Source organism: Streptomyces sp. SAT1 (assembly GCF_001654495.1).
Taxonomy (GTDB): domain Bacteria; phylum Actinomycetota; class Actinomycetes; order Streptomycetales; family Streptomycetaceae; genus Streptomyces; species Streptomyces andamanensis.
In genome coordinates this window covers 6,720,087-6,744,242 of sequence record NZ_CP015849.1, presented here as the reverse complement: position 1 = coordinate 6,744,242, position 24,156 = coordinate 6,720,087, and the positions used below count along the sequence as shown (strand labels likewise).

General features: G+C 74.4%; 22 protein-coding genes. 12 read left to right on the top strand and 10 right to left on the bottom strand.

Annotation, left to right across the window (positions count from 1 at the left end; genetic code table 11):
- Nucleotides 1-226 precede the first annotated feature (226 nt).
- On the top strand, nt 227-1,246 hold the full coding sequence (locus A8713_RS28725) for an alpha/beta hydrolase (RefSeq protein ID WP_064536598.1): 1,020 nt from the start codon (nt 227-229) through the stop codon (nt 1,244-1,246).
- 39 nt (nt 1,247-1,285) lie between these two features.
- Here the strand turns inward: A8713_RS28725 and A8713_RS28720 are convergent, their stop codons facing one another.
- Entirely contained in the window at nt 1,286-1,723 is a 438-nt protein-coding gene (locus tag A8713_RS28720) for a hypothetical protein (protein ID WP_064536597.1), read from the bottom strand.
- Nucleotides 1,724-1,877: 154 nt separating this feature from the next.
- The gene (locus A8713_RS28715; protein WP_079159168.1) at nt 1,878-2,642 is read right to left on the bottom strand and encodes a helix-turn-helix transcriptional regulator; all 765 of its coding nucleotides are present in this window, start codon (nt 2,640-2,642) and stop codon (nt 1,878-1,880) included.
- Between the two features lie 87 nt (nt 2,643-2,729).
- Between A8713_RS28715 and A8713_RS28710 the strand changes: the two genes are divergently transcribed.
- On the top strand, nt 2,730-3,146 hold the full coding sequence (locus A8713_RS28710; RefSeq protein ID WP_064536595.1) for a cupin domain-containing protein: 417 nt from the start codon (nt 2,730-2,732) through the stop codon (nt 3,144-3,146).
- A 170-nt stretch (nt 3,147-3,316) separates the two neighbouring features.
- Nucleotides 3,317-3,799 carry a type II toxin-antitoxin system PemK/MazF family toxin gene (locus A8713_RS28705; RefSeq protein WP_064536593.1) on the top strand — a complete coding sequence of 161 codons (483 nt, stop codon included), beginning with the start codon at nt 3,317-3,319 and terminating at the stop codon, nt 3,797-3,799.
- Between the two features lie 46 nt (nt 3,800-3,845).
- On the opposite strand, the gene A8713_RS28700 is transcribed toward A8713_RS28705, so the two are convergent.
- Entirely contained in the window at nt 3,846-4,652 is an 807-nt protein-coding gene (locus A8713_RS28700) for a TIGR02452 family protein (RefSeq protein ID WP_064536591.1), read from the bottom strand.
- A gap of 365 nt (nt 4,653-5,017) precedes the next feature.
- Here A8713_RS28700 and egtA point away from each other — a divergent pair, with 365 nt between their 5' ends.
- The 4 genes from egtA to egtD are packed head-to-tail and all read left to right on the top strand — an operon-like array spanning nt 5,018 to nt 9,448.
- Nucleotides 5,018-6,322: an ergothioneine biosynthesis glutamate--cysteine ligase EgtA gene (gene egtA, locus A8713_RS28695; RefSeq protein WP_064536589.1), complete on the top strand. Its 1,305-nt coding sequence runs from the start codon at nt 5,018-5,020 to the stop codon at nt 6,320-6,322.
- A complete protein-coding gene (gene egtB / locus A8713_RS28690; RefSeq protein ID WP_064536587.1) occupies nt 6,319-7,680 on the top strand; it encodes an ergothioneine biosynthesis protein EgtB in 1,362 nt (453 codons plus the stop codon). The genes egtA and egtB overlap by 4 nt, the downstream gene beginning before the upstream one ends.
- Entirely contained in the window at nt 7,680-8,489 is an 810-nt protein-coding gene (gene egtC, locus A8713_RS28685) for an ergothioneine biosynthesis protein EgtC (protein WP_064536586.1), read from the top strand. Before egtB ends, egtC begins: the two co-directional genes overlap by 1 nt.
- Complete coding sequence (egtD, locus tag A8713_RS28680; RefSeq protein WP_064536584.1) at nt 8,486-9,448, top strand: L-histidine N(alpha)-methyltransferase; 963 nt, start codon at nt 8,486-8,488, stop codon at nt 9,446-9,448. The genes egtC and egtD overlap by 4 nt, the downstream gene beginning before the upstream one ends.
- Nucleotides 9,449-9,715: 267 nt before the next feature.
- On the opposite strand, the gene A8713_RS28675 is transcribed toward egtD, so the two are convergent.
- The gene (locus tag A8713_RS28675; RefSeq protein WP_064536582.1) at nt 9,716-10,975 is read right to left on the bottom strand and encodes an extracellular solute-binding protein; all 1,260 of its coding nucleotides are present in this window, start codon (nt 10,973-10,975) and stop codon (nt 9,716-9,718) included.
- Between the two features lie 265 nt (nt 10,976-11,240).
- Here A8713_RS28675 and A8713_RS28670 point away from each other — a divergent pair, with 265 nt between their 5' ends.
- Nucleotides 11,241-11,456, top strand: a complete 216-nt coding sequence (locus tag A8713_RS28670; RefSeq protein WP_026252576.1) for a dodecin — start codon at nt 11,241-11,243, stop codon at nt 11,454-11,456.
- A 40-nt stretch (nt 11,457-11,496) separates the two neighbouring features.
- On the opposite strand, the gene A8713_RS28665 is transcribed toward A8713_RS28670, so the two are convergent.
- A complete protein-coding gene (locus A8713_RS28665; RefSeq protein ID WP_064536580.1) occupies nt 11,497-11,988 on the bottom strand; it encodes a phosphatase domain-containing protein in 492 nt (163 codons plus the stop codon).
- A gap of 71 nt (nt 11,989-12,059) precedes the next feature.
- On the opposite strand from A8713_RS28665, the gene A8713_RS28660 reads away from it, so the two are divergent.
- Complete coding sequence (locus A8713_RS28660; RefSeq protein WP_064536578.1) at nt 12,060-12,293, top strand: hypothetical protein; 234 nt, start codon at nt 12,060-12,062, stop codon at nt 12,291-12,293.
- Between the two features lie 64 nt (nt 12,294-12,357).
- A complete protein-coding gene (locus tag A8713_RS28655) occupies nt 12,358-13,401 on the top strand; it encodes an MsnO8 family LLM class oxidoreductase (RefSeq protein ID WP_064536576.1) in 1,044 nt (347 codons plus the stop codon).
- Nucleotides 13,402-13,480: 79 nt separating this feature from the next.
- Here the strand turns inward: A8713_RS28655 and A8713_RS28650 are convergent, their stop codons facing one another.
- Complete coding sequence (locus A8713_RS28650; RefSeq protein WP_064536574.1) at nt 13,481-15,025, bottom strand: FMN-binding glutamate synthase family protein; 1,545 nt, start codon at nt 15,023-15,025, stop codon at nt 13,481-13,483.
- A 288-nt stretch (nt 15,026-15,313) separates the two neighbouring features.
- On the opposite strand from A8713_RS28650, the gene A8713_RS28645 reads away from it, so the two are divergent.
- Together A8713_RS28645 and A8713_RS28640 are read left to right on the top strand one after the other, a co-directional pair.
- Nucleotides 15,314-17,686, top strand: coding sequence for an ATP-binding cassette domain-containing protein (locus A8713_RS28645; protein WP_064536572.1), 2,373 nt, complete (start codon nt 15,314-15,316; stop codon nt 17,684-17,686).
- Between the two features lie 89 nt (nt 17,687-17,775).
- Nucleotides 17,776-19,572: a hypothetical protein gene (locus tag A8713_RS28640; RefSeq protein ID WP_064537769.1), complete on the top strand. Its 1,797-nt coding sequence runs from the start codon at nt 17,776-17,778 to the stop codon at nt 19,570-19,572.
- 49 nt (nt 19,573-19,621) lie between these two features.
- Here A8713_RS28640 and A8713_RS28635 read toward each other — a convergent pair whose 3' ends face one another.
- The 4 genes from A8713_RS28635 to A8713_RS28620 form a co-directional block, all read right to left on the bottom strand.
- Nucleotides 19,622-20,443 carry a lysophospholipid acyltransferase family protein gene (locus A8713_RS28635; RefSeq protein WP_064536569.1) on the bottom strand — a complete coding sequence of 274 codons (822 nt, stop codon included), beginning with the start codon at nt 20,441-20,443 and terminating at the stop codon, nt 19,622-19,624.
- Entirely contained in the window at nt 20,440-21,219 is a 780-nt protein-coding gene (locus tag A8713_RS28630) for a GNAT family N-acetyltransferase (protein WP_064536567.1), read from the bottom strand. The genes A8713_RS28635 and A8713_RS28630 overlap by 4 nt, the downstream gene beginning before the upstream one ends.
- A 241-nt stretch (nt 21,220-21,460) precedes the next feature.
- Nucleotides 21,461-22,210 carry a succinate dehydrogenase/fumarate reductase iron-sulfur subunit gene (locus A8713_RS28625; protein ID WP_064536565.1) on the bottom strand — a complete coding sequence of 250 codons (750 nt, stop codon included), beginning with the start codon at nt 22,208-22,210 and terminating at the stop codon, nt 21,461-21,463.
- Entirely contained in the window at nt 22,207-24,156 is a 1,950-nt protein-coding gene (locus A8713_RS28620) for a fumarate reductase/succinate dehydrogenase flavoprotein subunit (protein ID WP_064536562.1), read from the bottom strand. Before A8713_RS28620 ends, A8713_RS28625 begins: the two co-directional genes overlap by 4 nt.

Below are 24,156 nucleotides of genomic sequence, written 5' to 3'. Positions count from 1 at the left end.
CGGCGAGGGGCCGGATCCGTGACATGACCTGTCACGGATCCGGCCCCTTCGCGTCGTGTCGCGCCCGTCCTCCCGCTTCGCGCTGCCCGGCCGTCGTGCGGGTACGCGGGTACGCGGGTACGCGGGTACGCGGGTACGCCGGTACCAGGCGGCCGGGTCCCACCTCGCCGCGCACCGCACCGCACCGAGAACCGGCTCCGCCGTCCGCAGCCCCCGAGGAGACGCCATGAGCAGTGCCGCCACCGGGTCCGTACCGCCGCCGTTCGATCCCGAGCTGGCCGTCGCACTGGAGGAGGCCGGGGACCTGGCGCGGCCCGGGTTCACCCCGCGGGACATCGAGAGCGCCCGGCGCGCCGCGGCCCTGGCCCTGGATCCGGCGGGCGGCCCTGACCTGACTCTGGACGGCGCCTTCGAGACCGCGGACCTGACCGTCCCGGGTCCGCCCGGGGCGCCCGGCGTCTCCCTGCTCGTCTGCCGCCCCACCGCGACGGCGGCGCCCGCGGCCCGCGCCGCCCGGCCCGTCCTCTACCACGTGCACGGCGGCGGCCTGGTCGCCGGGAACAACCGGGTCGGTCTGCCGGCGGTCCTGGAGTGGGCGCGGGAGCTGGGCGCGGTCGTGGTGTCGGTGGAGTACCGGCTGGCGCCGGAGCACCCGCACCCCGCACCGGTCGAGGACGTCTACGCCGGGCTGCGGTGGACGGCTGAGCGGGCCGGGGACCTGGGCGGCGATCCGGAGCGGATCGTGCTCGTCGGCGCGAGCGCCGGCGGTGGCCTCGCGGCCGCGCTCGCGCTGCTGCTGCGCGACCGCCGGGGGCCGCGTCCGTGCGGGCAGCTGCTCCTGTCCCCGATGCTCGACGACCGCAACGACACACCGTCCGCGCACCAGATGGCGGGGGTCGGCCTCTGGGACCGCACGGCCAACGAGACCGCCTGGACGGCCCTGCTCGGTGACCGGCGGGGCGGTCCCGGAGTGCCGCCGTACGCCGCGCCCGCCCGTGCGACGGACCTGTCCGGGCTGCCCCCGGCCTTCCTGGACGTCGGCTCGGCGGAGACCTTCCGCGACGAGGTCGTGGCCTACGCCTCCGCCATCTGGCGGGCCGGCGGTGTCGCGGAGCTCCATGTCTGGCCCGGCGGCTGCCACGGCTTCGACGCCCTAGCCCCGCACGCGGCCCTGTCCGGCGCGGCACAGGCGGCCCGGCTGGACTGGCTGCGCAGGCTGCCGGCACCGGACCAGCGGGCCGGGTGAGGCTCCCGCCCCCGCCGAGGAGTCCGCGCGCCGCGCCCCTCACGCCGTCAGCAGCATGATCCCCAGGGCGATCAGGGCGGCCACCTTGACGATCTCCAGGGCCACATAGACCAGGTGGTCGTGCGAGCGCGGCCCGTCCACCGGCTCCTCACCGGACAGGACGCGGTCGGATCTGCGGTTCAACCGGGGTCGGACGAGGAGCAGTTGCACCAGGAGGAGCACCGCGACAGCCGCGGTCAGGGCGATCACCGGCGCGGGGGCGCCGCCGGCCGCGACCGCGACGACCACCACGGCCGCCGCGGCGGCCTCCACCAGGTTCAGCGCCCGGAAGACCAGGCGGCCGATGCCCAGGCCGACGGGGATCGTCACTCCGGGGGCGCGGAACTTCAGGGGCGCCTCCAGGAAGGAGACGCCCAGCACCATGCCGAGCCAGACGAAGGTGACGGCGCTCGCCGTGGCGGCCGACGTGGAGTCCATGAGGGTGTCGCCTTTCCGCCCGGGGCACGGGCCGTGGTCGGCTCGCCGCCCGGAACACGAGCGGCCAGCCTCTTCCCGCCAGGATCCCGGTACGGATCCGGGCCTGTTCACATCGTTCGGCTCACATCGTCCGGCTCGCGTCATTCGGCTCGCGTCATTCGACGGCCCGCGCCCCGGCCGGAGCGGCGGCCAGGTGTGCCAGGCAGGAGTCCGCGGTGGCGAACGGATCCAGACCGCTCGCGGTGAGCGGCGCGCCCAGCGCCGCCAACGCGCCCTGCATCAGCCCGAGATGGAGCGAGCACACCAACTCCCCTTGCTCCTCGGCCAGTTCGAGGAACGGACAGTGCCGCAGCCGGATCCGCCGCGGCGGCCCGTCCCGCCCGCCGCCCTCGGACACCGGGTCGAACCCGAGCTCGCCGAGCAGCGCGACCAGCCGGTCCGCCGAGTCGGCGGCGGCGGGCGAAGGACCGGACGACGCACCGGACGAGGACGCCAACGGCTGCGGCTGCGGCTGCGGCTGCGGCTGCGGCTGCGGCTGTACGAGGGTACGGCCCCAGGTGCGGCCCGTGCTCACGGCGGCGTCCCGGGCACCGGGGCCGCGGGAGGCCAGTTCGCCGAGCAGCATCCGGGCCAGCAGGTGGTATCCCCGGACACCGGCGCGGTCCATGCCCGGCCGGGGAGCGTACACCGTGCGGGGGCGGCCGGGCCCGGGGCGACGGCCCGCGCGCCGGGGCTCCTCGGTGCGCCGCTCGACGCGCCCCTCGGCCACCAGTGCGTCGAGGTGGAAGCGGACCGTGTTGGGGTGCACGCCGATCCGCTCGGCGGTCTCCGCGACGCCCAGCGGACCGGCGGCCGAACGCAGCACGTCCAGCACGTCACGCCGACGCGGGCTTCCCTGTGCCGCAGCCACGTCGCTCACCCCTTTCCACCTGCGGTGATTTTTCACGAGTCCGACATGGAATAATCGTAGGCGATGTGCCGCAGACACAAGGAAGAGGGGTGCGCCATGGTGTCGTCCGCAGCGCGGGACACCGGTCCGGACGGGGCGGGACAGCCCCAGCCGAGCCTCCTGTGCGACGCCCGGACGCTGGCCGGGGACCCTCCGGTACCGACCGGGGTGCTGTGGAAGCTGGCGGAGAGCGGCCGCCAGCTCGACGCCAACCTCGTACGGCTCGCACCGGGCGGGCGCGTCGCCCCGCACGCCGAACCGGACCTGGACGTCCTGGTGCACGTGGTCTCCGGCGAGGGGACCCTCGGCGCGGGCCCTCAGGACGAACCCCTCCCGTTGACCGAGGGCGTGACGGTCTGGCTGCCGCACGGCTCCACGCGCAGCATCGGCGCAGGGCCGGACGGCCTCGTCTACCTCACCGTGCACGGGCGCCGTCCCGGGATGCGGATCCGGTCGCACCGGGACGGCTCCTGACGATCCGTCGGCGGCACCTCCCCGGCCTCACCGATCTCCGCGCCCCCGGCCTCCGCGCCCCCGAACTCCGCGCCCCCGAACTTTTCGACCGCCGCGCACACCTGCGAGGTCTGCGACACCTTCCGGCGGCCGGTGGGTGACGCGTCCCGCGGCCCTACTAGGGTGCCCGCGTGACTGCTTTCACCCATGAGACCGACGAGACCGACGAGACCGGCGACCCCCGCGACGACGTCCCCGGCCGCTACGGCCCCGCCGCCACCACGGAGGCCGACCCGCGCGGGGTCGGCCGGGTGCGCACCGAGTACGCGCCCGCGCACGACGGCGACCCCGACCCCGGGGAGATCGTCTGGACCTGGGTCCCCTTCGAGGAGAACGACGGGCGGGGCAAGGACCGTCCGGTGCTCGTGGTGGCCCGGGAGGCGGCGGGGACGCTCCTCGCGGTGCAGTTGTCCAGCAAGGCGCACGACGGCGAGCGCGAGTGGGTGGCGATCGGGAACGGGCCGTGGGACCGCACCGGGCGCGATTCCTGGGTCGCGGTCGACCGGGTGCTGCGGCTGCACGAGGACGGCATGCGGCGGGAGGCGTGCGCGCTGGACCGGGCGCGGTTCGACACGGTGGTACGGCGGCTGCGGGAGCGGTACGGCTGGAGCTGACTCCGGGGACGGCGCGGCGCGCGCCGCCCCGGGGCGAGCTCTCCGGTCAGGTGAACGTCCGTGCGAACGCCTCGCGCACGACGGTCCCCGGTGTGCGGTCCAGGACGCCGAACACCACGTGCTCGAAGGCGTCCGCGAACTGTCCGCCGGGCGCCAGCAGGGCCCGGAAGGCGGCCGCCACCTGCGCGGGGTCGTTGCGGAACACCCCGCACCCCCAGGCGCCGAGGACCAGCCGCCGGTAGCCGTGCGCGGCGGCGGTCTCCAGTACGCGTCCGGCGCGGACGGCCAGGGCCTTCGGCAGCAGGGCGGCGCGCTCGGGTGCGTCCCGCAGGACCACTCCGGCGTTCGGCGCGGCCGCGGTCAGGAAACCGGCGGTGAAGGGTTCGTCCAGCAGCCGTCCGCGGTCGTCGCGGAAGACGGGCACGGCCGGTGAGTGGATCACCCGGTCGGAGTAGAACGGATCTCGGTGCGCCCGGTGGTGCTCGTAGAACTCCCTGGCCCCGAGCAGGCACGTGTGCAGCGCGGAGGCGCGGCACAGGGCCTCCTCCTGGGCCTGCGCGCCGTTGAGGTAGCCGCCGCCGGGATTGCGCGCCGAGGCGAAGTTCAGCACGGCCACCGGGCCGGCGAGGCGCCGGGCGGCGGCCAGGCTGCTCTCGCCCGTGACCTCGACGGTCGTCGCGACCGGTGTCCAGGCGGGCACGGGCACCGGCTCGGGGCCGTACACACGTGTGCCGGCGCGGGCGGCCTCGATGTCCGCCGCCAGCGGGACCGGGAGCCCGTCGGCGCGGCGATAGGAACCGGCCATGACGATCTGCTCGGTCTGCTGCGCGACACCGCGCAGACGCGCGCTCATGGCGTCACCCCCGTGCACGCCATGACCGCGCCCGGCGCGGCGCCCCCCGTTGCCCTCATGCACGCATCGTGGGCGACGCCGGGACCTCCGCGCAACGGAGTTTCCGCCACCGCGACGCCGCGAGAGGGCACTCGGCACCCGTCCGGCGCCGGGCCGCCCGAGCGCCTCCCCGGCACCGCCGACGGGCCGCGGTCGCGGCGTGACGCCGCGGGAAACATCGCGGAAACGGAGATTCCGGGGCACGATTGTCCCGTTCTGCACCCTTGTGCGAATCGGTCGCAGGGTTTTGGGTGGGACGGTGCGTCTCCGTCCCGGACCACCCGTCCCGGGCCGGTGGCATGGTGGAATCTCAGGAGGATCCCGACATGTCCGATTCGGCAAGTGGCTGTACGGAGCCCCGTACAGCCGTCACCGAGGCCGAGGTCGAGGCACTGGTCAGTGGCATCTGCTTCAAGACCGGACCGCCCCGCACCCTCGGCGTCGAAGTGGAATGGCTCGTCCACGAGCAGCGCGCGCCGCGGCTCCCCGTCACACCCGAACGTCTCGAAGCGGCCTACGCCGCCCTGCGGACCGTGCCCCTGGGGTCGGCGCTCACCGTCGAGCCCGGCGGACAGCTGGAACTCAGCTCGCCGCCCGCCGCCTCCCTGACGGAGTGCGTCCGCACCGTCTCCGCCGACCTCGACCGCGTCCGCGCCGTACTGGCCGACGACGGCCTCTGCCTGGTCGGGCTCGGCCACGATCCCTGGCACACCCCGCGCAGGTTCCTGCGCGAGCCGCGCTACGACGCCCTGGAGGCCTGCCTCGACCGGGGCGGCCCGGCCGGCCGGCACATGATGTGCACCTCCGCCTCCGTGCAGGTGAGCGTGGACGCGGGGCACGAGGAGCCGGGCCCGCTCGGCCATGTGCGGCGCTGGTGGCTCGCCCACCATCTGGGCGCCGTCCTGGTGGCCGTCTTCGCCAACTCCCCGCTGATCGGCCAGCGGCCCACCGGCTGGCTCTCCACCCGGCAGCTGCTGTGGACCGAGATCGGTCCGGGCCGGGCGGGCGCTCCCCCGCTGGACGGCACGCCTCGCACCACCTGGGCCCGGCACGTCCTGGACGCACCGGTGATGTGCGTACGGCGCTCCGACGGGCCGTGGCACGTGCCCGAGGACGTGACCTTCCGGGACTGGATACGCTCCGGCCTGCCGAGACCGCCGACCCGGGAGGATCTCGACTACCACCTGACCACGCTGTTCCCGCCGGTCCGCCCGCGCGGCCATCTGGAACTGCGCATGATCGACGCGCAGCCCGGCGACGACGGGTGGATCGTGCCGCTCGCGGTGACGGCGGCGCTCTTCGACGACCCGGAGGCCGCGGAGACCGCGTACCGGGCCGTGAAACCGCTCGCCGAGCGGGCCGGTACGCGGCCCGCGCCGCACAATCCGCTCTGGACGGCGGCGGCCCGCACCGCGCTGGCCGACCCGGAGCTGCACGAGGCGGCCGTCACCTGCTTCGAGGCCGCGCTCGCGGCACTGCCCCGGCTCGGCGCCACCGCCGACGTCACCGGCGCCGTCGCCGCGTATCTGGACCGCTACGTCCGCGCGGGCCGCTGCCCCGCCGAGGATCTGCTCGACCGAGCGGGCGCCGGTGAGCACCGCCGCGCCCACGGGAAGGACAGCCGCACATGACCGACCCCGCGCCCGACACCGCGACCGGCCCGGCGACCGGCGCAGAGACCGACAGCGAGGCGCTGCGCGCCCGTGCGCTGGCCTCCCTGCGCACCGCCCGGGACCGCACCACGCTGCTGACCAGCTGTGTGGAGGAGCCCGACCTGACCGCCCAGCACTCGCCGCTGATGTCCCCGCTGGTGTGGGACCTCGCGCACATCGGCAACCAGGAGGAGCTGTGGCTGCTGCGCGCGGTCGGCGGCCGGGAGGCGATGCGCCCCGAGATCGACAGCCTCTACGACGCCTTCGAGCACCCGCGCTCCGAACGCCCCTCGCTGCCGCTGCTCGCGCCCGCCGAGGCGCGCGCCTACGCGTCGGAGGTGCGCTCGCGGGTGCTGGACGTGCTGGAGTCCACCGCGCTGCACGGCTCCCGGCTGACCGAGGCGGGCTTCGCCTTCGGCATGGTCGCGCAGCATGAACAGCAGCACGACGAGACGATGCTGATCACCCATCAGCTCCGCTCGGGGCCGCGGGCGCTGACCGCGCCCGACCCCGATCCGGTCCCGCCGTTCACCGGGCCCGCCGAAGTCCTGGTCCCCGGCGGCCCGTTCACCATGGGCACCTCCACCGAGCCGTGGGCGCTGGACAACGAACGGCCCGCGCACGTACGGGAGGTGGCGCCGTTCTGGATCGACACCACCCCGGTGACCAACGCCGCCTACCGGGCGTTCCTCGACGACGGCGGGTACGAGGACCCGCGCTGGTGGGCGCCGGACGGCTGGAGCCACATCCGGCGGCACGGCATCACCGCGCCGCTGTTCTGGCGCCACGACGCCGGGCAGTGGCTGCGGCGGCACTTCGGCACCACCGAGGCCGTACCGCCCGACGAGCCGGTGCTGCACGTCTCCTGGTACGAGGCCGACGCCTACGCCCGCTGGGCCGGGCGGCGGCTGCCCACCGAGACCGAGTGGGAGAAGGCGGCCCGGCACGACCCGGCGACCGGCCGCTCGGCCCGCTATCCGTGGGGCGACGCGGATCCGGCGCCCGAGCACGCCAACCTGGGCCAGCGCCACCTGCGTCCGGCCCCGGCGGGCAGCTATCCGGCCGGCGCCTCCCCGCTGGGCGTACGGCAGCTCATCGGCGACGTGTGGGAGTGGACGGCGAGCGACTTCCTGCCCTACCCCGGGTTCGCCGCGTTCCCGTACAAGGAGTACTCGGAGGTGTTCTTCGGCCCGGAGTACAAGGTGCTGCGCGGCGGCTCGTTCGCCGTGGACGCGGTGGCCTGCCGGGGCACGTTCCGCAACTGGGACTATCCGGTCAGGCGGCAGATCTTCGCCGGGTTCCGCACCGCCCGCTCCGCCGCTCCCGGAGCGCTCTGATGTGCCGCCACCTGGCCTTCCTCGGGCCCGACGAGCCGCTGGGCCGGCTCCTGACGGAGCCGCCGCACAGCCTGTACCGCCAGTCGTGGGCGCCCCGGCAGCAGCGGTACGGCACGGTCAACGCCGACGGCTTCGGGGTCGGCTGGTACGCCGCCGGCGACCCCGTGCCCGCCCGCTACCGCCGGGCCGGACCGATCTGGGCCGACCTGTCCTTCGCCGATCTGGCCCGGGTGGTGCGCTCCGGTGCGCTGCTCGCCGCGGTGCGGGACGCGACCATGGCGGGCGCGGACGCGGAGGCCGCGGCGGCGCCGTTCGCCGCCGACCGCTGGCTGTTCAGCCACAACGGCGCCGTGACCGGCTGGCCGGGCTCCCTCGCGGCGACCGCCCGTACCCTGCCCGCCGAGGACCTGCTGAGCCTTCAGGCGCGCAGCGACTCCGCGCTGCTGTGGGCGCTGGTGCTGGCCCGGCTGCGGGCCGGGGACACCGCTCCCCAGGCGCTCGCCGACACCGTGCTGGAGGTCGCGGCGGCGGCCCCCGGCTCCCGGCTCAACCTGCTGCTCACCGACGGCCGTACGGTCACGGCGACCGCCTGGGGCGACACCCTGTGGTTCCTCGCCGACCAGGGCCGCCGCGCGGTGACGGTGGCCTCCGAGCCGTACGACGACGATCCGCGCTGGCACCGGGTGCCCGACCGCACCCTGCTCACCGCGACCCGCCAGGACGTCCTGCTGACCCCGCTGAAGGACCTCAGCCGCAAGGATCCCGCCGGGGATCCGGCGTCCGCACCCGCAGAGGAGCCCCGCACGTGAGCCCGTTCCACCTCACCCGCACCCTGCCCGAGGACGCCATGGCCGCCGCGCTGCGCGCCGACGTCCGCCACGGCCTGACCAGCGACCCGAAGGCGCTGCCGCCCAAGTGGTTCTACGACGCGCACGGCAGCGACCTGTTCGAGCAGATCACCCGGCTCCCCGAGTACTACCCGACCCGGGCCGAGCGGGAGATCCTGGCGGGCCGGGCGGCCGAGATCGCCGCGGTCCTGCCCGCCCGCACCCTGATCGAACTGGGCTCCGGCTCCTCGGAGAAGACCCGCCATCTGCTGGACGCCCTGCCCTCTCTGCACAGTTACGTCCCCGTCGACGTGAGCGAGAGCGCGCTGCGCCAGGCCGGGCAGGCGCTCACCGCCGAACGCCCCGGCCTGACCGTGCACGCCCTGCTCGCCGACTTCACCGCCGGACTCACCCTGCCCGGCACACCGGGCCCCAGGCTGCTGGCGTTCCTCGGCGGCACCATCGGCAATCTGCTGCCCGCCGAACGCGCGGCGTTCCTCGCCGGGGTACGCGCCCTGCTCTCCCCCGGCGACGCGCTGCTGCTCGGCACGGACCTGGTCAAGGACGAGCGGGTCCTGGTGCGGGCGTACGACGACGACGCCGGGGTGACCGCCGCGTTCAACAAGAACGTCCTGGCCGTCGTCGACCGCGAACTGGGCGCCGACTTCGACCCGGACGCCTTCGACCACGTGGCCCTGTGGAACCCGGACGACGAGTGGATCGAGATGCGGCTGCGCTCCCGCACGGCGCAGACCGTGAAGGTGCCCGCCCTCGACCTCGCCGTCGACTTCGCCGCGGGCGAGGAACTGCGCACCGAGGTCTCGGCGAAGTTCCGCCGCGAGGGCGTCACCGCGGAACTGGACGCCGCCGGACTGGACCTGGTCCGGTGGTGGACGGACGACGAGGGCCGCTTTGCGCTGTCGCTGAGCGTGGCGCGCTGAGCGGCGCCGCGCCGCGGCTGGGTGCGTGCGGCGCGGGGGCGCCCGTCGCGTCAGGGTGAGCCGTCGGTCCGAACGGACGGCCCGGACGGGGAACAACCGGGTGACAGGAGCCGGGAGGTCCGGGAGGTGCGCGGTCCGCGCGAGGCGGCCGGCCTCAGCGGCCGGGAAGCCGGTCCGGGCCCGGCCGCCGGTCCGGCGGTGGGTGCGGCGGCGGGTGCGGTCGGCCCGCGTCCGGGCCGGGCCACCGGCCCGGCCCCCGGGCCCTCGTCAGCCCAGGCTCGGCTTCAGTTGTTCGGTGATGCGCTGTGAGGCGCGGCGTGCCTCGGTCTTCGGGTCGGCGCCCTTGAGCACCTTGGTCATGTACTGCTTGATCGGGTTGTCGGCCTCGACGGCGGCCCACTGCGCCGTGCTGGGGGTGGCGCGGCCGTGCGCGGCACCGGCCGCCATGGCCGCGACACCCGGCTCACCGGCGACCGCGGAGGCGAGCGTCGTCTTGTTGGGGACGTAGTTCATCGTGCGGGCCAGTTCGGTGTCCCACTTGGCGCCGGTGAGGGCGGCGACCACCGCGACGGCGGCGTCGCGGTCGCCGGTGTTGCGCGGCACGATGAGGTCGGAGCCGCCGGTGAACACGGAGCCGGGCCGGTCGGCCGACTTCCCCGGGACCGGGAAGAAGCCCAGCTTGTCCTTGAGCGCGGGGTTCTTCTGCACGATGGCCTGGGCGACGCCCGGCACGGCCACGATCTGCGCCACCTTGCCCTTGGCGAACACACCGGCCTGCGGGGGGTGTTCCTCGTCGGCACCGACCGGCCCTTCGCCCAGCGCCTGGAGCCGCCGGTAGAAGTCCATGCCGCGCAGGGCGGCCCGGCTGTCCAGGGCGCCCTGCCAGAGGTTGGCGTTCTCCTTGGCCAGCTCGCCGCCCTCGTCCCAGATGAAGCCGGAGAGCGTGTACCAGTCCTGGCCGGCCAGGTAGATGCCCTGGTTGCCGCCCTTGTCGAGCTTCTCGGTGGCGCTCAGCCACTCGTCCCGGGTGCGCGGCGGGCTGTCGATGCCGGCCTCCTCGAACAGGTCCTTGCGGTAGACGACGACCCGGTTGGCGGCGTACCAGGGGATGCCGTACTGGGCGGAGTTGTCCTGCCCCGGCTCGGCCAGGCCCGGCACCCAGTCCTGCATGCCCCAGTCCCGCATGGACTCCAGTGTCAGGTTGGTCAGCCGGCCGCCCTCGACGTACTGGGCGACCTGGGTGTTGCCGACCTCGATGACGTCGGGTCCGTCCTTCGCGCCGCCGGAGAGGGCTTCCTGGACCTTGGGGCCGATGCCGGTCCATTCCTGGATGCGGATGTCGAGGCGGAGGTCCTTGTGGGTGTGCTCGAAGTCCTCAGTGAAGCGGTGCAAGAAGTCCTGCGAGGCGCTGTCCTTCATGAGCCAGACGGTGACGGTCTGCCGTCCGCCCGTACCGCCGGACAGTGGTCCGCAGGCGCTGACCAGCGCGGTGGACACACAGACGAGGGCGAGGAGTCGACGTCTCACGAGCGGGTTCCAGTTCTGTCAGGTGCACAGGGAAGGTCCCGATGTGGGGGTCGAGCAGCGGGCTCGTACGGGCGTGCTGGGATTTTGGTATGGACCAATACGGAGGTCAAGTGTCCGTCCGGTCACAATCCGCACATCTCGCGCGTGAGCCCCGTATGCGGCACCGTGGAGTGACGGGTGACACATGCCTCACGAGGTGTCACCCACCGCGACGACCCCGTCGTCCGGCGCCGTCGGCGCCGCCCGCGAGAGGAGCAACCCCGCCATGAGCGACCATGTGTACCGGGTCACCGAGATCGTCGGCAGTTCGCACCAGGGCGTCGACGACGCCGTCCGCAACGCCGTCGCCCGCGCCTCGCAGACCGTGCGCAACCTGGACTGGTTCGAGGTGACGCAGGTCAGGGGCCAGATCGAGAACGGGCGGATCGAGCACTACCAGGTGGGTCTGAAGCTCGGCTTCCGCATCGAGGACGCCGGCTGAGGACAGCTCCCACCGGCCGCGTGCGACGGGCCGCCGGGTCTCAGGTGCGCCCCTCCCGCTCCTGCGCGTCCGCCAGGTCGGCCGACGGGGCCGTCCAGCGGGCGCGCAGCACCCGGAACCCCGCCCGTTCGGCGTCCAGGCACACCAGTTCGTCGTCGTCCACGAGCACCCGGATCTCCCGGTCGCGGGCGAGCCGGCGCAGGACCTCCAGCTTGGTGGCGCGGGCGGGCCTGCGATCGGCGTCGCGCCGCAGGTGGACCCGCCCGGCCGGCAGTCCGTGCGCCTCCAGCCAGTCGAGCGTGTCCCGGCGGCAGCGCTCGGGCCGCCCGGTGAGGTAGACGACCTCGCACTCCCGCGCGCTGTCGCGGGCCAGCCGCACCCCCTCGGCGAGCGGCGGGTCCTGGGGCGCGGCGGCGAAGAACGCGTCCCAGTCGCGCGGCCTGTGCTCCAGGAAGCGCTGCCGATGCGCCGTGTCGGCGAGGGTGTTGTCCAGGTCGAACACCGCGAGGGGCCGCTTGCTGCTGTCCGTCACGCGTCCACCCTAGACGGACCGGACGGGCCCGTCCGGATGCGGGGCGCGGCACCACGTCCGATGCTGGGTACATGCCCGGAGCGCTGCCCGTGACCGTGTACCCGCCCTCCCCCACCGGCGGCCGCCGGGTCCGTGTGAACGGCGAGATCCTCGGTCTCGCCTACGACACCGCGGACGTCGCCGAGTTCCTGCGCCGCGCCGGGCTCGACGTCGACCCCGTGGAGGTGACGGTCTCCCCGCTCATCGAGTGGCGCGGGGTCGGACCGGAGTACTGGGGCCCGGAGCCCGGCGCCGGGCCCGGCTGAGCGGGGATCCGGGACGCGGGGGCGCGAGCGGGAATCCCGGACGCCACGGCGCGTTGAAAGCGATGTGAGTTCTCTGATCGCGGCCACCCGCTTCTCCGTCCTCGACCGCTCCCGAACCCGCGAGGGCCGCCCGGCCGGCGAGGCGCTGCGGGACACCGTCTCCCTGGCGCGGGAGGCGGAGCGGCTCGGCTACCACCGGTTCTGGGTGTCGGAGCACCACGGCGTGCCCGGGGTCGCCGGGTCGGCGCCGACCGTGCTGGCCGCCGCCGTGGCCGCCGCGACGCGCACCGTCCGCGTGGGCACGGGCGGGGTGATGCTGCCCAACCACCGCCCGCTGGTCGTGGCCGAGCAGTTCGGGGTGCTGGAGTCGCTGTTCCCCGGGCGCATCGACATGGGCCTGGGCCGCTCGGTGGGCTTCACCGACGGCGTACGCCGCGCCCTGGGCCACGGCAAGGGCGACGCGGAGGACTTCGCGGCGCAGCTCGCCGAGCTGCTCGGCTGGTTCGAGGGCACCTCGCCGACCGGGGCGCACGCCCGGCCCGCCGAGGGGCTGCGGGTGCCGCCGTTCGTGCTGGCCATGGGCGAGGGCGCGGTGATCGCCGCCCGCGCGGGCCTGCCCATGGTCGTCGGTGATCTGCGCGACCGCGAGAAGATGCTGCGCGGCGTCGAGCGCTACCGGTCGGCCTTCCGCCCCTCGCCGTGGGCTGCCGAGCCGTACGTCGTGATCTCGGGCACGGTCGCGGTGGCCGGCACCGAGGCGGAGGCCCGCCGTCTGCTCGTGCCCGAGGCGTGGGCCATGGCCCACGCTCGAACTCGCGGCACCTTCCCGCCGCTGGCCCCGGCCGAGCACGTCGACGCCCTGCCGATGACCGCCAAGGAGCGCGGCCTCTACGAGTCCGGTCTGTCCGGCCAGCTCGCCGGGACCGCCGACCAGGTCGCGGACGCGCTGGAGGCGGTGCTGCGGGAGACGGCCGCCCAGGAGGTGCTGGTCACCACCAGCTCGTACGACCGGACGGCGCTGGTCGGCTCCTACCGGCGGCTGGCGGAGATCTTCACCGGCCGTGACGGGGCTGCGGCGCGCCCCGGAGTCCGGTCCGCCACCGCCTGACGACCCGTCATCCCCTGATGGGCCGCCATCTCCTGGCTGACCGCCATCTTCTGACGAGCCGCCATCTTCTGACGGGCCGTCAGACAATCGGCTCCTGCCCGGCGGCCGGGCCGGCGGCCAGCAGTGCGGTGATCTCGTCGGCGAGACGCGGGCCCAGCTCGCCCCAGCCGTCCTTGTAGCCGTAGACACCGGCCAGCGTGCGGGCCTCGTAGTCGCCGTTCAGGATCTCGATGTCACCGGGGGTGATGAGTGCCGGGTGGGCGACGCCGACGGCCGACGAGAGCTTCATCAGTTCCTTGCGCAGCTGGCGCAGGTAGACACCGGCCCGGTTGGCCTTGGAGGCGGGGTCGATGCCGCGGGCCAGCCACGGGTTCTGGGTGGCGATGCCGGTGGGGCACTTGTCGGTGTGGCACTTCTGCGCCTGGATGCAGCCGATCGACAGCATCGCCTCGCGGGCCACGTTGACCATGTCGACGCCCAGGGCGAAGGCGACCGCGGCGTTCTCGGGCAGGCCGAGTTTCCCGGACCCGATGAAGGTCAGGTCGTCGGTCAGCCCCTGTTCCGCGAAGGTGCCGTAGACCCGGGAGAAGCCCATGCGGAAGGGCAGCGACACCGAGTCGGCGAAGGTCAGCGGCGCCGCCCCGGTGCCGCCCTCGCCGCCGTCGACGGTCACGAAGTCGACACCGCGGTCACCGCGGGCCATCAGCGAGGCCAGTTCCTCCCAGAAGCCCAGTTCGCCCACCGCGCTCTTGACGCCGACCGGCAGCCCGGTCTCGGCGGCGATCAGTTCGACGAAGTCGAGCATCGAGTCGACGTCGCCGAAGGCGGTGTGCCGCGACGGGGAGGCGCAGTCCCTGCCGACCGGGATGCCGCGGATCTCGGCGATCTCCGGGGTCACCTTCGCGCCCGGCAGCATCCCGCCGAGACCGGGCTTGGCGCCCTGGGAGAGCTTGATCTCGATGGCCTTGACCGGGGCGCTCGCGACCACCTGCTTGAGCTTGTCGAGGTTGAAGGTGCCGTCCTCGTCGCGGCAGCCGAAGTAGGCGGTGCCGATCTGCAGGACGAGATCGCCGCCCCTGCGGTGGTACGGCGACAGGCCGCCCTCGCCCGTGTTGTGCATCGCGCCCGCGAGCGCCGCCCCTTCGTTCAGCGCCGTGATCGCCGCACCGGAGAGCGAGCCGAAGCTCATCGCCGAGATGTTCACCACGCTCGCCGGCCGGAACGCCCTGGCGCGCCCGCGCGGGCCGCCCAGCACCTTGGCCGAGGGCAGCGCCGACTGCGGGTCGTGCAGGTCGGGCAGCGGTCCGGCGAACGTGCGCTGCTTCACGTACGCGTGGCCCTGCATGTGTTCCACGTCGTTGTCGGTGCCGAACCCGAAGTAGTTGTTCTCCTCCTTCGAGGACGCGTAGATCCAGGTGCGCTGGTCGCGGCTGAAGGGGCGCTCCTCGTCGTTGGAGGTCACGATGTACTGCCGCAGCTCCGGCCCGATCGTCTCCAGCAGGTACCGGGCGTGGCCGACCACCGGGAAGTTGCGGAGCAGTGCGTGCTTCTTCTGGACGAGGTCACGGGCGGCGACCGCCGCCAGTGCCGTCGCGGTGGCCGCGACGATGGTCCGGGCGCGCATGGACGTTCCTCTCGGTGCTCGACTCCGTCGCCGGGCGACGGGCGTCGTCGTGTCGTGTCGGGCGTCGCACGGCGGGCACGACGAGGTGGGCGTCGGCGTCCGTCGGAGAACGCGGAATGATATTAGAGGTCCGCACGGACGGGCATGCGGCCAGGGCCGCGGTCCGGACGTTCGCCCTGGTGACGGCGGTGCGCCGACAGGACCGACGCCCGATGGGGCGACTCTGGGATGTTTGCGTAGGATCCTGTGGTTTGCCCGCTGTCGTCCCTCTCTGTCTGGAGCCGTGCCATGCCGACCCCTCACGACCAGTACGTCCGTGTCCGCGGGGCCCGCGAGCACAATCTCCGCGGGGTCGACGTCGATGTGCCGCGGGACGCGCTGGCCGTGTTCACGGGGGTGTCGGGCTCGGGGAAGTCGTCGCTGGCGTTCGGCACGGTCTACGCGGAGGCGCAGCGGCGCTACTTCGAGTCGGTGGCGCCGTACGCGCGCCGGCTGATCCACCAGGTGGGGGCGCCGAAGGTCGGGGAGATCAGCGGGCTGCCGCCGGCCGTCTCGCTCCAGCAGCGGCGGGCGGCGCCGACCTCCCGGTCCTCGGTGGGCACCCTGACGAACCTGTCCAACTCGCTGCGGATGCTGTTCTCCCGGGCCGGTGACTACCCGCCGGGCGCCGAGCGCCTCGACTCGGACGCCTTCTCGCCGAACACGGCGGCCGGGGCCTGCCCGGAGTGCCACGGCCTCGGGCGGGTGCACCGGACGACCGAGGAACTGCTCGTCCCCGACCCCTCGCTCTCGGTGCGCGAGGGCGCGATCGCCGCCTGGCCGGGCGCCTGGCAGGGCAAGAACCTGCGGGACATCCTCGGCGCGCTCGGCGTCGACGTGGATCTGCCCTGGCGCGAACTGCCCGCCGAGCGCCGCGAGTGGATCCTGTTCACGGACGAGCAGCCGGTGGTGACGGTGCACCCGGTGCGGGACGCGGACCGCATCCAACGCCCGTACCAGGGCACGTACATGAGCGCCCGCCGGTATGTGATGAAGACGTTCGCCGAGTCGAAGAGCCCGGCGCTGCGCGCGAAGGCCGAGCGGTTCCTGACCTCCGCGCCCTGCCCGCTGTGCGGCGGGGGCAGGCTGCGGCCCGAGGCACTGGCCGTCACCGTCGCGGGCCGTACCATCGCCGAACTGGCGGCGCTGCCGCTGACCGAGCTGGCCGGCCTGCCCGACGGAACCACCGAGGCCGCCCGGGTCCTGACCGGCGACCTGCGCTCGCGGATCGCGCCGATCGTCGAACTGGGCCTCGGCTACCTCTCCCTGGACCGGTCCACGCCCACCCTGTCGACGGGCGAACTCCAGCGCCTGCGGCTTGCCACGCAGTTGCGGTCGGGCCTGTTCGGGGTGGTGTACGTCCTGGACGAGCCGTCGGCCGGGCTTCACCCGGCCGACACCGAGGCCCTGCTCACGGTGTTGCGGCGGCTCAGGGACGCGGGGAACTCCCTGTTCGTGGTGGAGCACCACATGGACGTGGTGCGCGCGGCGGACTGGGTGGTGGACGTCGGCCCGCTGGCCGGGGAGCACGGGGGCCGGGTGCTGCACAGCGGGCCGGTGGAGGGGCTGGCGCGGGTGCCCGGGTCGGCCACGGCGCGGTTCCTGTTCGGCCGCGCCGCCGCGCCCGCGCGCCCGGCGCGGCAGCCGCGCGGGGAGGTGACGGTCGGCCCGGTCACCCGGCACAACCTGCGCGGGGTGACGGCCCGTTTCCCGCTGGGCGCCTTCACCGCGGTCACGGGGGTCTCCGGGTCCGGCAAGTCCACGCTGATCGGTGAGATCACCGAGGAACTGCCGGGCGTGGGGCGGCTGGTGTCGGTGGACCAGCGCCCGATCGGGCGCACCCCGCGCTCCAACCTGGCCACCTACACCGGGCTGTTCGACGTCGTGCGCAAGGTGTTCGCGGACACCGACGCGGCACGCGAACTCGGCTACGGCGTGGGCCGGTTCTCGTTCAACGTGGCCGGGGGCCGGTGCGAGACCTGCCAGGGCGAGGGGTTCGTGAGCGTGGAACTGCTCTTCCTGCCCAGTACGTACGCCCCCTGCCCGGACTGCGGCGGCGCCCGCTACAACCCCGGGACGCTGCGCGTGACGTACCGGGGGCGCAGCATCGCCGAGGTGCTGGACCTGACGGTGGAGAGCGCGGCGGAGTTCTTCGCCGACGTCCCGGCCGCCGCGCGCAGCCTGGACACGCTGCTCGACGTGGGGCTCGGCTATCTGCGTCTGGGCCAGCCCGCCACCGAGCTGTCGGGCGGCGAGGCCCAGCGCATCAAGCTCGCGAGCGAACTCCAGCGCGGCCGCCGGGGCCACACCCTCTATCTCCTGGACGAGCCGACGACGGGGCTGCACCCGGCCGATGTCGAGGTCCTGATGCGGCAGTTGCACGGTCTGGTCGACGCCGGGCACACGGTGGTCGTCGTCGAGCACGACATGTCCGTCGTCGCGGACGCCGACCATGTGGTGGACATGGGGCCCGGCGGCGGGGACGCGGGCGGCCGGATCGTGGCGGCGGGGACCCCGGCGGAGGTGGCGCGGGCGCGGGGCAGCGCCACGGCGCCGTATCTGGCCCGCGCCCTCGAACGCGTCCGGCCCGGCGGCACGGAGGAGGACGGCGGGCGGGACTGAGCGTCCGGGCAGCGCTCCCGCCGCTGCCGCCCGGAGCCGGGGACCTCCGGCCGGGTGGGGCGCGGCGGACGTACGGGATCATGGTGTGCATGACACACACGTCCCGTCGCGGCCTGCTCGCCGCAATCGCCGCCTCCGCCGCGGCCGTCCCGCTCGGCACCGCGACCGCCGCCCCGGCGCGCGCCGCGACCACGGCCGACGGCGCGGGTGCCCCGGGCGCCGGTGCCGCCGCGTCCGGCGCCACCGTGGATCCGCTGCCCGGAGCGGGCGCCGCCCGCTCCGCGGTGACCCTGCCGCCCCTGGACGCCTCCTACTTCAGCCAGGTCGCCCTGACCGCGCCGCTCACCGCCACGGTGCTCCCCGGCACCCCCGCCCGCACCGAGGTCACCTCGGGCGGCAGCCGGGTCGCGCTGCTCACCCACGGCGCCCGGACCGTCCTGGTGGCGGGCCCGCGCAGGACGTTCACGGAGAACAAGCGGCCCTTCACCGACGACTTCGGCCGCACCCTGCCGGACACCACGCTGCCGGCCGCGCAGCGGAAGTACTGGGGGACCTCGCCGGGCGGCGGCAGCTGGTCCACGCTCGGCCCCGCCGCCACGGACTACTCGGTGCGGCCAGGCACCGGCGTGATCGCGCTGACCACCGACTACGCCAGCCGCCACGCCAGCCTGCGCGACGACGAGATCACCGACGTCGACGTGCGCTCCGTGGCCCGCTTCGACAAGGCGCCCGCAGGCGCGGCCTGTTCGTACGCGCTGTCCTTCGGCTACCAGGACACCCACAACAACTACCGGGCCCGGCTGTCCTTCCTGACCACGGGCGCGGTGCAGCTGCGCCTGGAGAAGGAGGTCGCCGACACGGTCACCCAGCTCGCCTCCCCCGTCGCGCTGGCCACCGCCGACCCCGTCGGCGCCGACTGGACGATCCGGGTGCGCCGCGAGGGCACGCGGATCAGGGCCAAGGCGTGGCGCGGCGACACGGCGGAGCCGTCCGCGTGGGCCGTGGACGTCACCGACGGCACGTTCGGCAAGGGCCGGGTGGGGCTGCGCGCGCTGGCCGACAGGGGCTGCACCGTCCTCCCGGTCAGGCTGCTGGTGAGCCGCTTCCAGGTGGACGCGGCGAACTGGGCCGCCCCGCCGAGCGTCACCCACGGCGACTGGGTGCGGGTGCTGCCCGAGCCCTTCGACGGCACCTGGACGGCGGAGCTGGAGCGGACCGTGCGCGGCTGGGCCGGATCCGCCGCGCCCGACGTGCTCGCCCACGCCGCGATGTTCCTCGCCGGGGCGCCCGCGGTCACCGCCGGGGACGGCCCCGCGCAGGGCAGGCAGGTGCTGGGCGAGGCCGGTTACGGCTATCTCGACCCGCACGGCTACCGCTACGAGGGCGCCGACTTCCACGAGTACATGGGCATCGGCTGGACCTTCCCCGACGGCGCCCGCACCGGCCCGTCGGGCAAGCAGGCCGGAAACCTGGACTGCTCGGGCTACACGCGCATGGTCTACGGCTACCACATGGGCGTACCGATGGCCGCGGGCGCGGACACCTCCGGGGAGCGGATACCGCGCACGTCCCGTGACATGGCCGACCACACGCCCGGTGTGCTCGTCGACCGCACCGACGGCACCGCGCCACCGGCGGCGGACCGGCTCCAGCCCGGCGACCTCGTGCTGTTCGACGCCGACTCGGGCGACGACGACCCCGACCGGCAGATCGTGACGGTCGACCACGTCGGCATCCACCTGGGCACGGACGCCACCGGCGGGCGCCGCTTCCTGTCCAGCCGCAAGACGGTGAACGGGCCCACCATGTCCGACCTCGGCGGCGCCTCGCTGCTGGACGGGACGGGCACGTACGCCACGTCCCTGCACACCGTGCGCCGTATCTGACACGAGCGGGCGCACCGCCGGGGCTCCGGCGGACCGGTCCCCGGCGGTGCTACGCGCGCACGGCGGCGCGTGCGGGCAGCGGCCGGGCCGGACCGCCGCTCCGGCCGCCGTGCTGGGCGGCGGCGGCCAGGGCGCGGCGGTCGCGGCAGGTGCCCGGCGGCAGGGCGGGCCGCACGTCGACGCGGGCGGTCAGGCCGCGGGCCGAGGCGACCCGCCACAGCGACGCGAGCAGGCTGTCGTCGCCGACGAAGGCGGCGGCGGTTCCCGCCGCTCCGCCGCCCGCCCGGTAGTCGATCCGGACCGGCTGGACCGCCACCCGCGCGTCCAGGGCGGCCTGGAAGACGGCCCGGTGGAAGCGGCCCTGCTCCCGTCCGCACCAGGTGCTGCCCTCGGGGAAGGCGGCGACGGCGGTGCCCGCGCGCAGCGCGTCCGCGATCCGGCCGACCGTGCCGGGCAGGGCACGCAGCCGGTCCCGTTCGATGAACAGGGCGCCGCCGCTGGCCGCGAGCCGGCCGGCCAGCGGCCAGCGGCGGATCTCCCGTTTGGCGAGCATCCTGGCCGGGCGCACCGCGGCCAGCAGCGGCACGTCGAGCCACGAGACATGGTTGGCCACCAGCAGCAGCCCGCCGGTGGGCGCGGCGGCCCCGGTGATCTCGACGCGGACTCCGGCGGCCCGGACGAGCGCCCGGCACCAGCGCCGGATCCAGTGCGCGGGCAGGCGCGGGCCGAGCGGGGACAGCGCGATCCCGGCCAGCAGCAGCGCCGCCAGCGTGGTGAGCCGCAGCACGGCCAGCGGGGCACGGACCGCCGGGGCGGCCCCGCTCAGACAGGTGCCCGGGGTGCAGGGCGCGGCCGGCAGCCAGGCGCTCACCGGACGGCCGGGGCGAGGGAGAGGAAGTGCCGCAGATAGCGCGGGTCGACGCGGCGCATGGACAGCAGCACGTACAGGTCGGCGACGCCGAAGTCGGGGTCGTGGGCGGGTTCGCCGCACACCCAGGCGCCCAGGCGGAGGTAGCCGCGCAGCAGGGCGGGCAGTTCGGCGCGGGCGGGCGCCGGGGCGGCGTTCGCGGGCAGCCAGGGCAGCAGCGGGCGCACCCGGTACTCGGCCGGTGCCAGGTGCTTGGCGCGCACCCGGTCCCAGGTGCGGGCCGCCTGCGCGCCGCCGTCGGCGAGCGGCAGCGAGCAGCAGCCGGCGAGCCACTCCTGGCCGTGGTCGACCATGTAGCGGGCTATGCCGGCCCAGATGAGGCCGATCACGGTGCCGTCGCGGTGGTCGGGGTGGACGCAGGAGCGGCCCACCTCGACGAGCGAGGGGCGGATCGGGCCGAGGGCCGTCAGGTCGAACTCGCCCTCGGAGTAGAGGCGTCCGGCGACCGCGGCCCGCTCGGGCGGCAGCAGCCGGTAGGTGCCGACGACCTGCCCGGTGGCGGTGTCGCGCACGAGGAGGTGGTCGCAGTAGGCATCGAAGGCGTCGATGTCGTGCCCCGGTTCGGAGGTGGCGAGCAGGGCGCCCATCTCCCCGGCGAAGACGTCGTGGCGCAGCCGCTGCGCGGCGCGCACATCGGCCTCGTCGCGGGCGAGGGCTACGGTGTAGCGGGCGGGTGCCGAGGACTGCGGGGGCCGTGCGAGTGCGGTACCACCGGACATGGCTCTCTCCTGGTCACGGGCGGATCACGGGCCGGTACGGACAGGGAAGCGGGAAGGGCGCTCGCGGACCGGCGGTGCGGTCCGTCGTTCCTGTTCTTCCGGTGCCGGCTGTCCGGTGCGTGACCGGTGCCAGGAGAGGGGGTGTGCGGTTGTTGAATGCCCGGGTGCGAGGCGGGGCCGGGGATGAGCACCACTCCCGGCCCCGTCCGTCCGCCCCCTCGGCGAACGTCTTGTGGGCGGCCTACCGCTTGCCCGCCCTGCGGGTGGCCCGCAGCCACTCCTTGTTCATGCTGGTGATCGACACCAGGGGGATGCCCTTGGGGCAGGCGGTGGCGCACTCGCCGGTGAGGGTGCAGCCGCCGAAGCCCTCCTCGTCCATCTGCGCGACCATGTCCAGGACCCGGCTCTCGCGTTCGGGGGCGCCCTGCGGCAGCACGTTGAGGTGGTTGACCTTGGCCGAGGTGAACAGCATCGCCGCGCCGTTGGGGCAGGCGGCCACGCAGGCGCCGCAGCCGATGCACTCGGCGTGCTCGAAGGCGAAGTCGGCGTCCGGCTTCGGTACGGGTGTGGCGTGGGCCTCGGGGGCGGCGCCGGTGGGGGCGGTGATGTAGCCGCCGGCCTGGATGATCCGGTCGAAGGCCGAGCGGTCCACCACGAGGTCCTTGACCACCGGGAAGGCGGCGGCCCGCCAGGGTTCGACGTCGATGGTGTCGCCGTCGCGGAAGGAGCGCATGTGCAGCTGGCAGGCGGTGGTGCGCTCGGGGCCGTGCGCGTCGCCGTTGATGACGAGGCTGCACGCGCCGCAGATGCCCTCGCGGCAGTCGTGGTCGAAGGCGACGGGGTCCTCACCGGCGAGGATGAGCTGTTCGTTGAGGATGTCCAGCATCTCCAGGAAGGACATGTCGGACGAGACGTCGTCCAGCTCGTAGGTGGACATGGCGCCCTCGGCGGCGGCGTTCCGCTGCCGCCAGACGCGCAGGGTGAGCTTCATGCGTAGCTCCGCTGGGTGGGGTGGACGTACTCGAAGACCAGGTCTTCCTTGTGCAGGACGGGGGCCTCGCCGGTGCCGGTGAACTCCCAGGCCGCCGCGTAGCCGAACTCCTCGTCCCGGCGGGCGGCCTCGCCGTCGGGGGTCTGGGACTCCTCGCGGAAGTGGCCGCCGCAGGACTCGGCGCGGTGCAGGGCGTCGAGGCACATCAGCTCGGCCAGTTCCAGGTAGTCGACGATGCGGTTGGCCTTCTCCAGGGACTGGTTGAACTCCTCGCCGGTGCCGGGCACCTTGATGCGCCGCCAGAACTCGTCGCGGATCTGCGGGATGCGCTCCAGCGCCTTGCGCAGCCCGGCGTCGCTGCGGGCCATGCCGCACAGCTCCCACATGAGTTCGCCGAGTTCGCGGTGGAAGGAGTCGGGGGTGCGGTCGCCGTCCACGGCGAGGAGCAGATGGAGCCGGTCCTCGGTCTCGGCCAGCACCTCCTGGACGACGGGGTGGTCGTCGGTGACCGGGTCCTGGTGCGGGTGGCGGGCCAGGTAGTCGTTGATGGTGGCCGGCAGGACGAAGTAGCCGTCGGCCAGGCCCTGCATCAGCGCGGAGGCGCCGAGGCGGTTGGCGCCGTGGTCGGAGAAGTTGGCCTCGCCGATCGCGAACAGGCCGGGCACCGTGGTCTGGAGGTCGTAGTCGACCCAGAGGCCGCCCATCGTGTAGTGCACGGCGGGGTAGATCCGCATCGGCACCTCGTACGGGTTCTCCGCGGTGATCCGCTCGTACATGTCGAAGAGGTTGCCGTACTTCTCCTCCACCCTGCCGCGGCCCAGGCGCCGGACGGCGTCGGCGAAGTCCAGGTAGACGCCCTGTCCTCCGGGTCCCACTCCCCTGCCCTCGTCGCAGACGTTCTTGGCGGCGCGGGAGGCGATGTCGCGGGGCACGAGGTTGCCGAAGGAGGGGTAGATGCGCTCCAGGTAGTAGTCGCGCTCGTCCTCGGGGATCTCGTTCGGCGGGCGGTCGTCGCCCTTGGCCTTCGGCACCCAGATGCGGCCGTCGTTGCGCAGCGACTCGCTCATCAGGGTCAGCTTGGACTGGTGGTCGCCGGTGCGCGGGATGCAGGTGGGGTGGATCTGGGTGAAGCAGGGGTTGGCGAAGTAGGCGCCGCGCCGGTGCGCCCGCCAGACGGCGGTCGCGTTGGAGTTCATGGCGTTGGTCGACAGGTAGAAGACGTTGCCGTAGCCGCCGGAGGCGAGGACGACGGCGTCCGCGAAGTAGGTGTCGATCTTCCCCGTGATCAGGTCGCGGGCCACGATGCCGCGGGCGCGGCCGTCGACGACGATCAGGTCCAGCATCTCGGTGCGCGGGTGCATCTCGACGTTCCCGGCGGCGATCTGCCGCGACAGCGCCTGGTAGGCGCCGAGCAGGAGCTGCTGCCCGGTCTGGCCGCGGGCGTAGAAGGTGCGGGAGACCTGGACGCCGCCGAAGGAGCGGGTGTCGAGCAGGCCGCCGTACTCGCGGGCGAAGGGGACGCCCTGGGCCACGCACTGGTCGATGATCTCGACGGAGATCTGGGCGAGCCGGTGGACGTTGGACTCGCGGGAGCGGAAGTCGCCGCCCTTGACGGTGTCGTAGAACAGGCGGTGCACCGAGTCACCGTCGTTGCGGTAGTTCTTCGCGGCGTTGATGCCGCCCTGCGCGGCGATGGAGTGGGCCCGGCGCGGGGAGTCCTGGTAGCAGAACTGCACGACGCGGTAGCCCTGTTCGGCGAGGGTGGCCCCGGCCGAGCCGCCCGCGAGGCCGGTGCCGACGACGATGACCGTCTGTCCGCGCCGGTTGGCCGGGTTGACCAGCCTGGCCTCGAAGCGCCGGGTGTCCCAGCGCTGTTCGACCGGCCCGGAGGGGGCCTTGGTGTCGGCGACCGGTTCACCGGTCGTGTAGTCGGCGTAGGCGGTCAT

Excerpts from the sequence above, each read along its gene's own strand:
- A8713_RS28650 (WP_064536574.1), bottom strand. The coding sequence starts at position 15,025 with ATGCGCGCCCGGACCATCGTCGCGGCCACCGCGACGGCACTGGCGGCG.
- A8713_RS28725 (WP_064536598.1), top strand. The coding sequence starts at position 227 with ATGAGCAGTGCCGCCACCGGGTCCGTACCGCCGCCGTTCGATCCCGAG.
- A8713_RS28670 (WP_026252576.1), top strand. The coding sequence starts at position 11,241 with ATGAGCGACCATGTGTACCGGGTCACCGAGATCGTCGGCAGTTCGCAC.
- A8713_RS28630 (WP_064536567.1), bottom strand. The coding sequence starts at position 21,219 with ATGTCCGGTGGTACCGCACTCGCACGGCCCCCGCAGTCCTCGGCACCC.
- A8713_RS28620 (WP_064536562.1), bottom strand. The coding sequence starts at position 24,156 with ATGACCGCCTACGCCGACTACACGACCGGTGAACCGGTCGCCGACACC.
- A8713_RS28660 (WP_064536578.1), top strand. The coding sequence starts at position 12,060 with ATGCCCGGAGCGCTGCCCGTGACCGTGTACCCGCCCTCCCCCACCGGC.
- A8713_RS28720 (WP_064536597.1), bottom strand. The coding sequence starts at position 1,723 with ATGGACTCCACGTCGGCCGCCACGGCGAGCGCCGTCACCTTCGTCTGG.
- A8713_RS28645 (WP_064536572.1), top strand. The coding sequence starts at position 15,314 with ATGCCGACCCCTCACGACCAGTACGTCCGTGTCCGCGGGGCCCGCGAG.
- egtB (WP_064536587.1), top strand. The coding sequence starts at position 6,319 with ATGACCGACCCCGCGCCCGACACCGCGACCGGCCCGGCGACCGGCGCA.
- A8713_RS28710 (WP_064536595.1), top strand. The coding sequence starts at position 2,730 with ATGGTGTCGTCCGCAGCGCGGGACACCGGTCCGGACGGGGCGGGACAG.
- A8713_RS28700 (WP_064536591.1), bottom strand. The coding sequence starts at position 4,652 with ATGAGCGCGCGTCTGCGCGGTGTCGCGCAGCAGACCGAGCAGATCGTC.
- A8713_RS28640 (WP_064537769.1), top strand. The coding sequence starts at position 17,776 with ATGACACACACGTCCCGTCGCGGCCTGCTCGCCGCAATCGCCGCCTCC.
- egtC (WP_064536586.1), top strand. The coding sequence starts at position 7,680 with ATGTGCCGCCACCTGGCCTTCCTCGGGCCCGACGAGCCGCTGGGCCGG.
- egtA (WP_064536589.1), top strand. The coding sequence starts at position 5,018 with ATGTCCGATTCGGCAAGTGGCTGTACGGAGCCCCGTACAGCCGTCACC.
- A8713_RS28625 (WP_064536565.1), bottom strand. The coding sequence starts at position 22,210 with ATGAAGCTCACCCTGCGCGTCTGGCGGCAGCGGAACGCCGCCGCCGAG.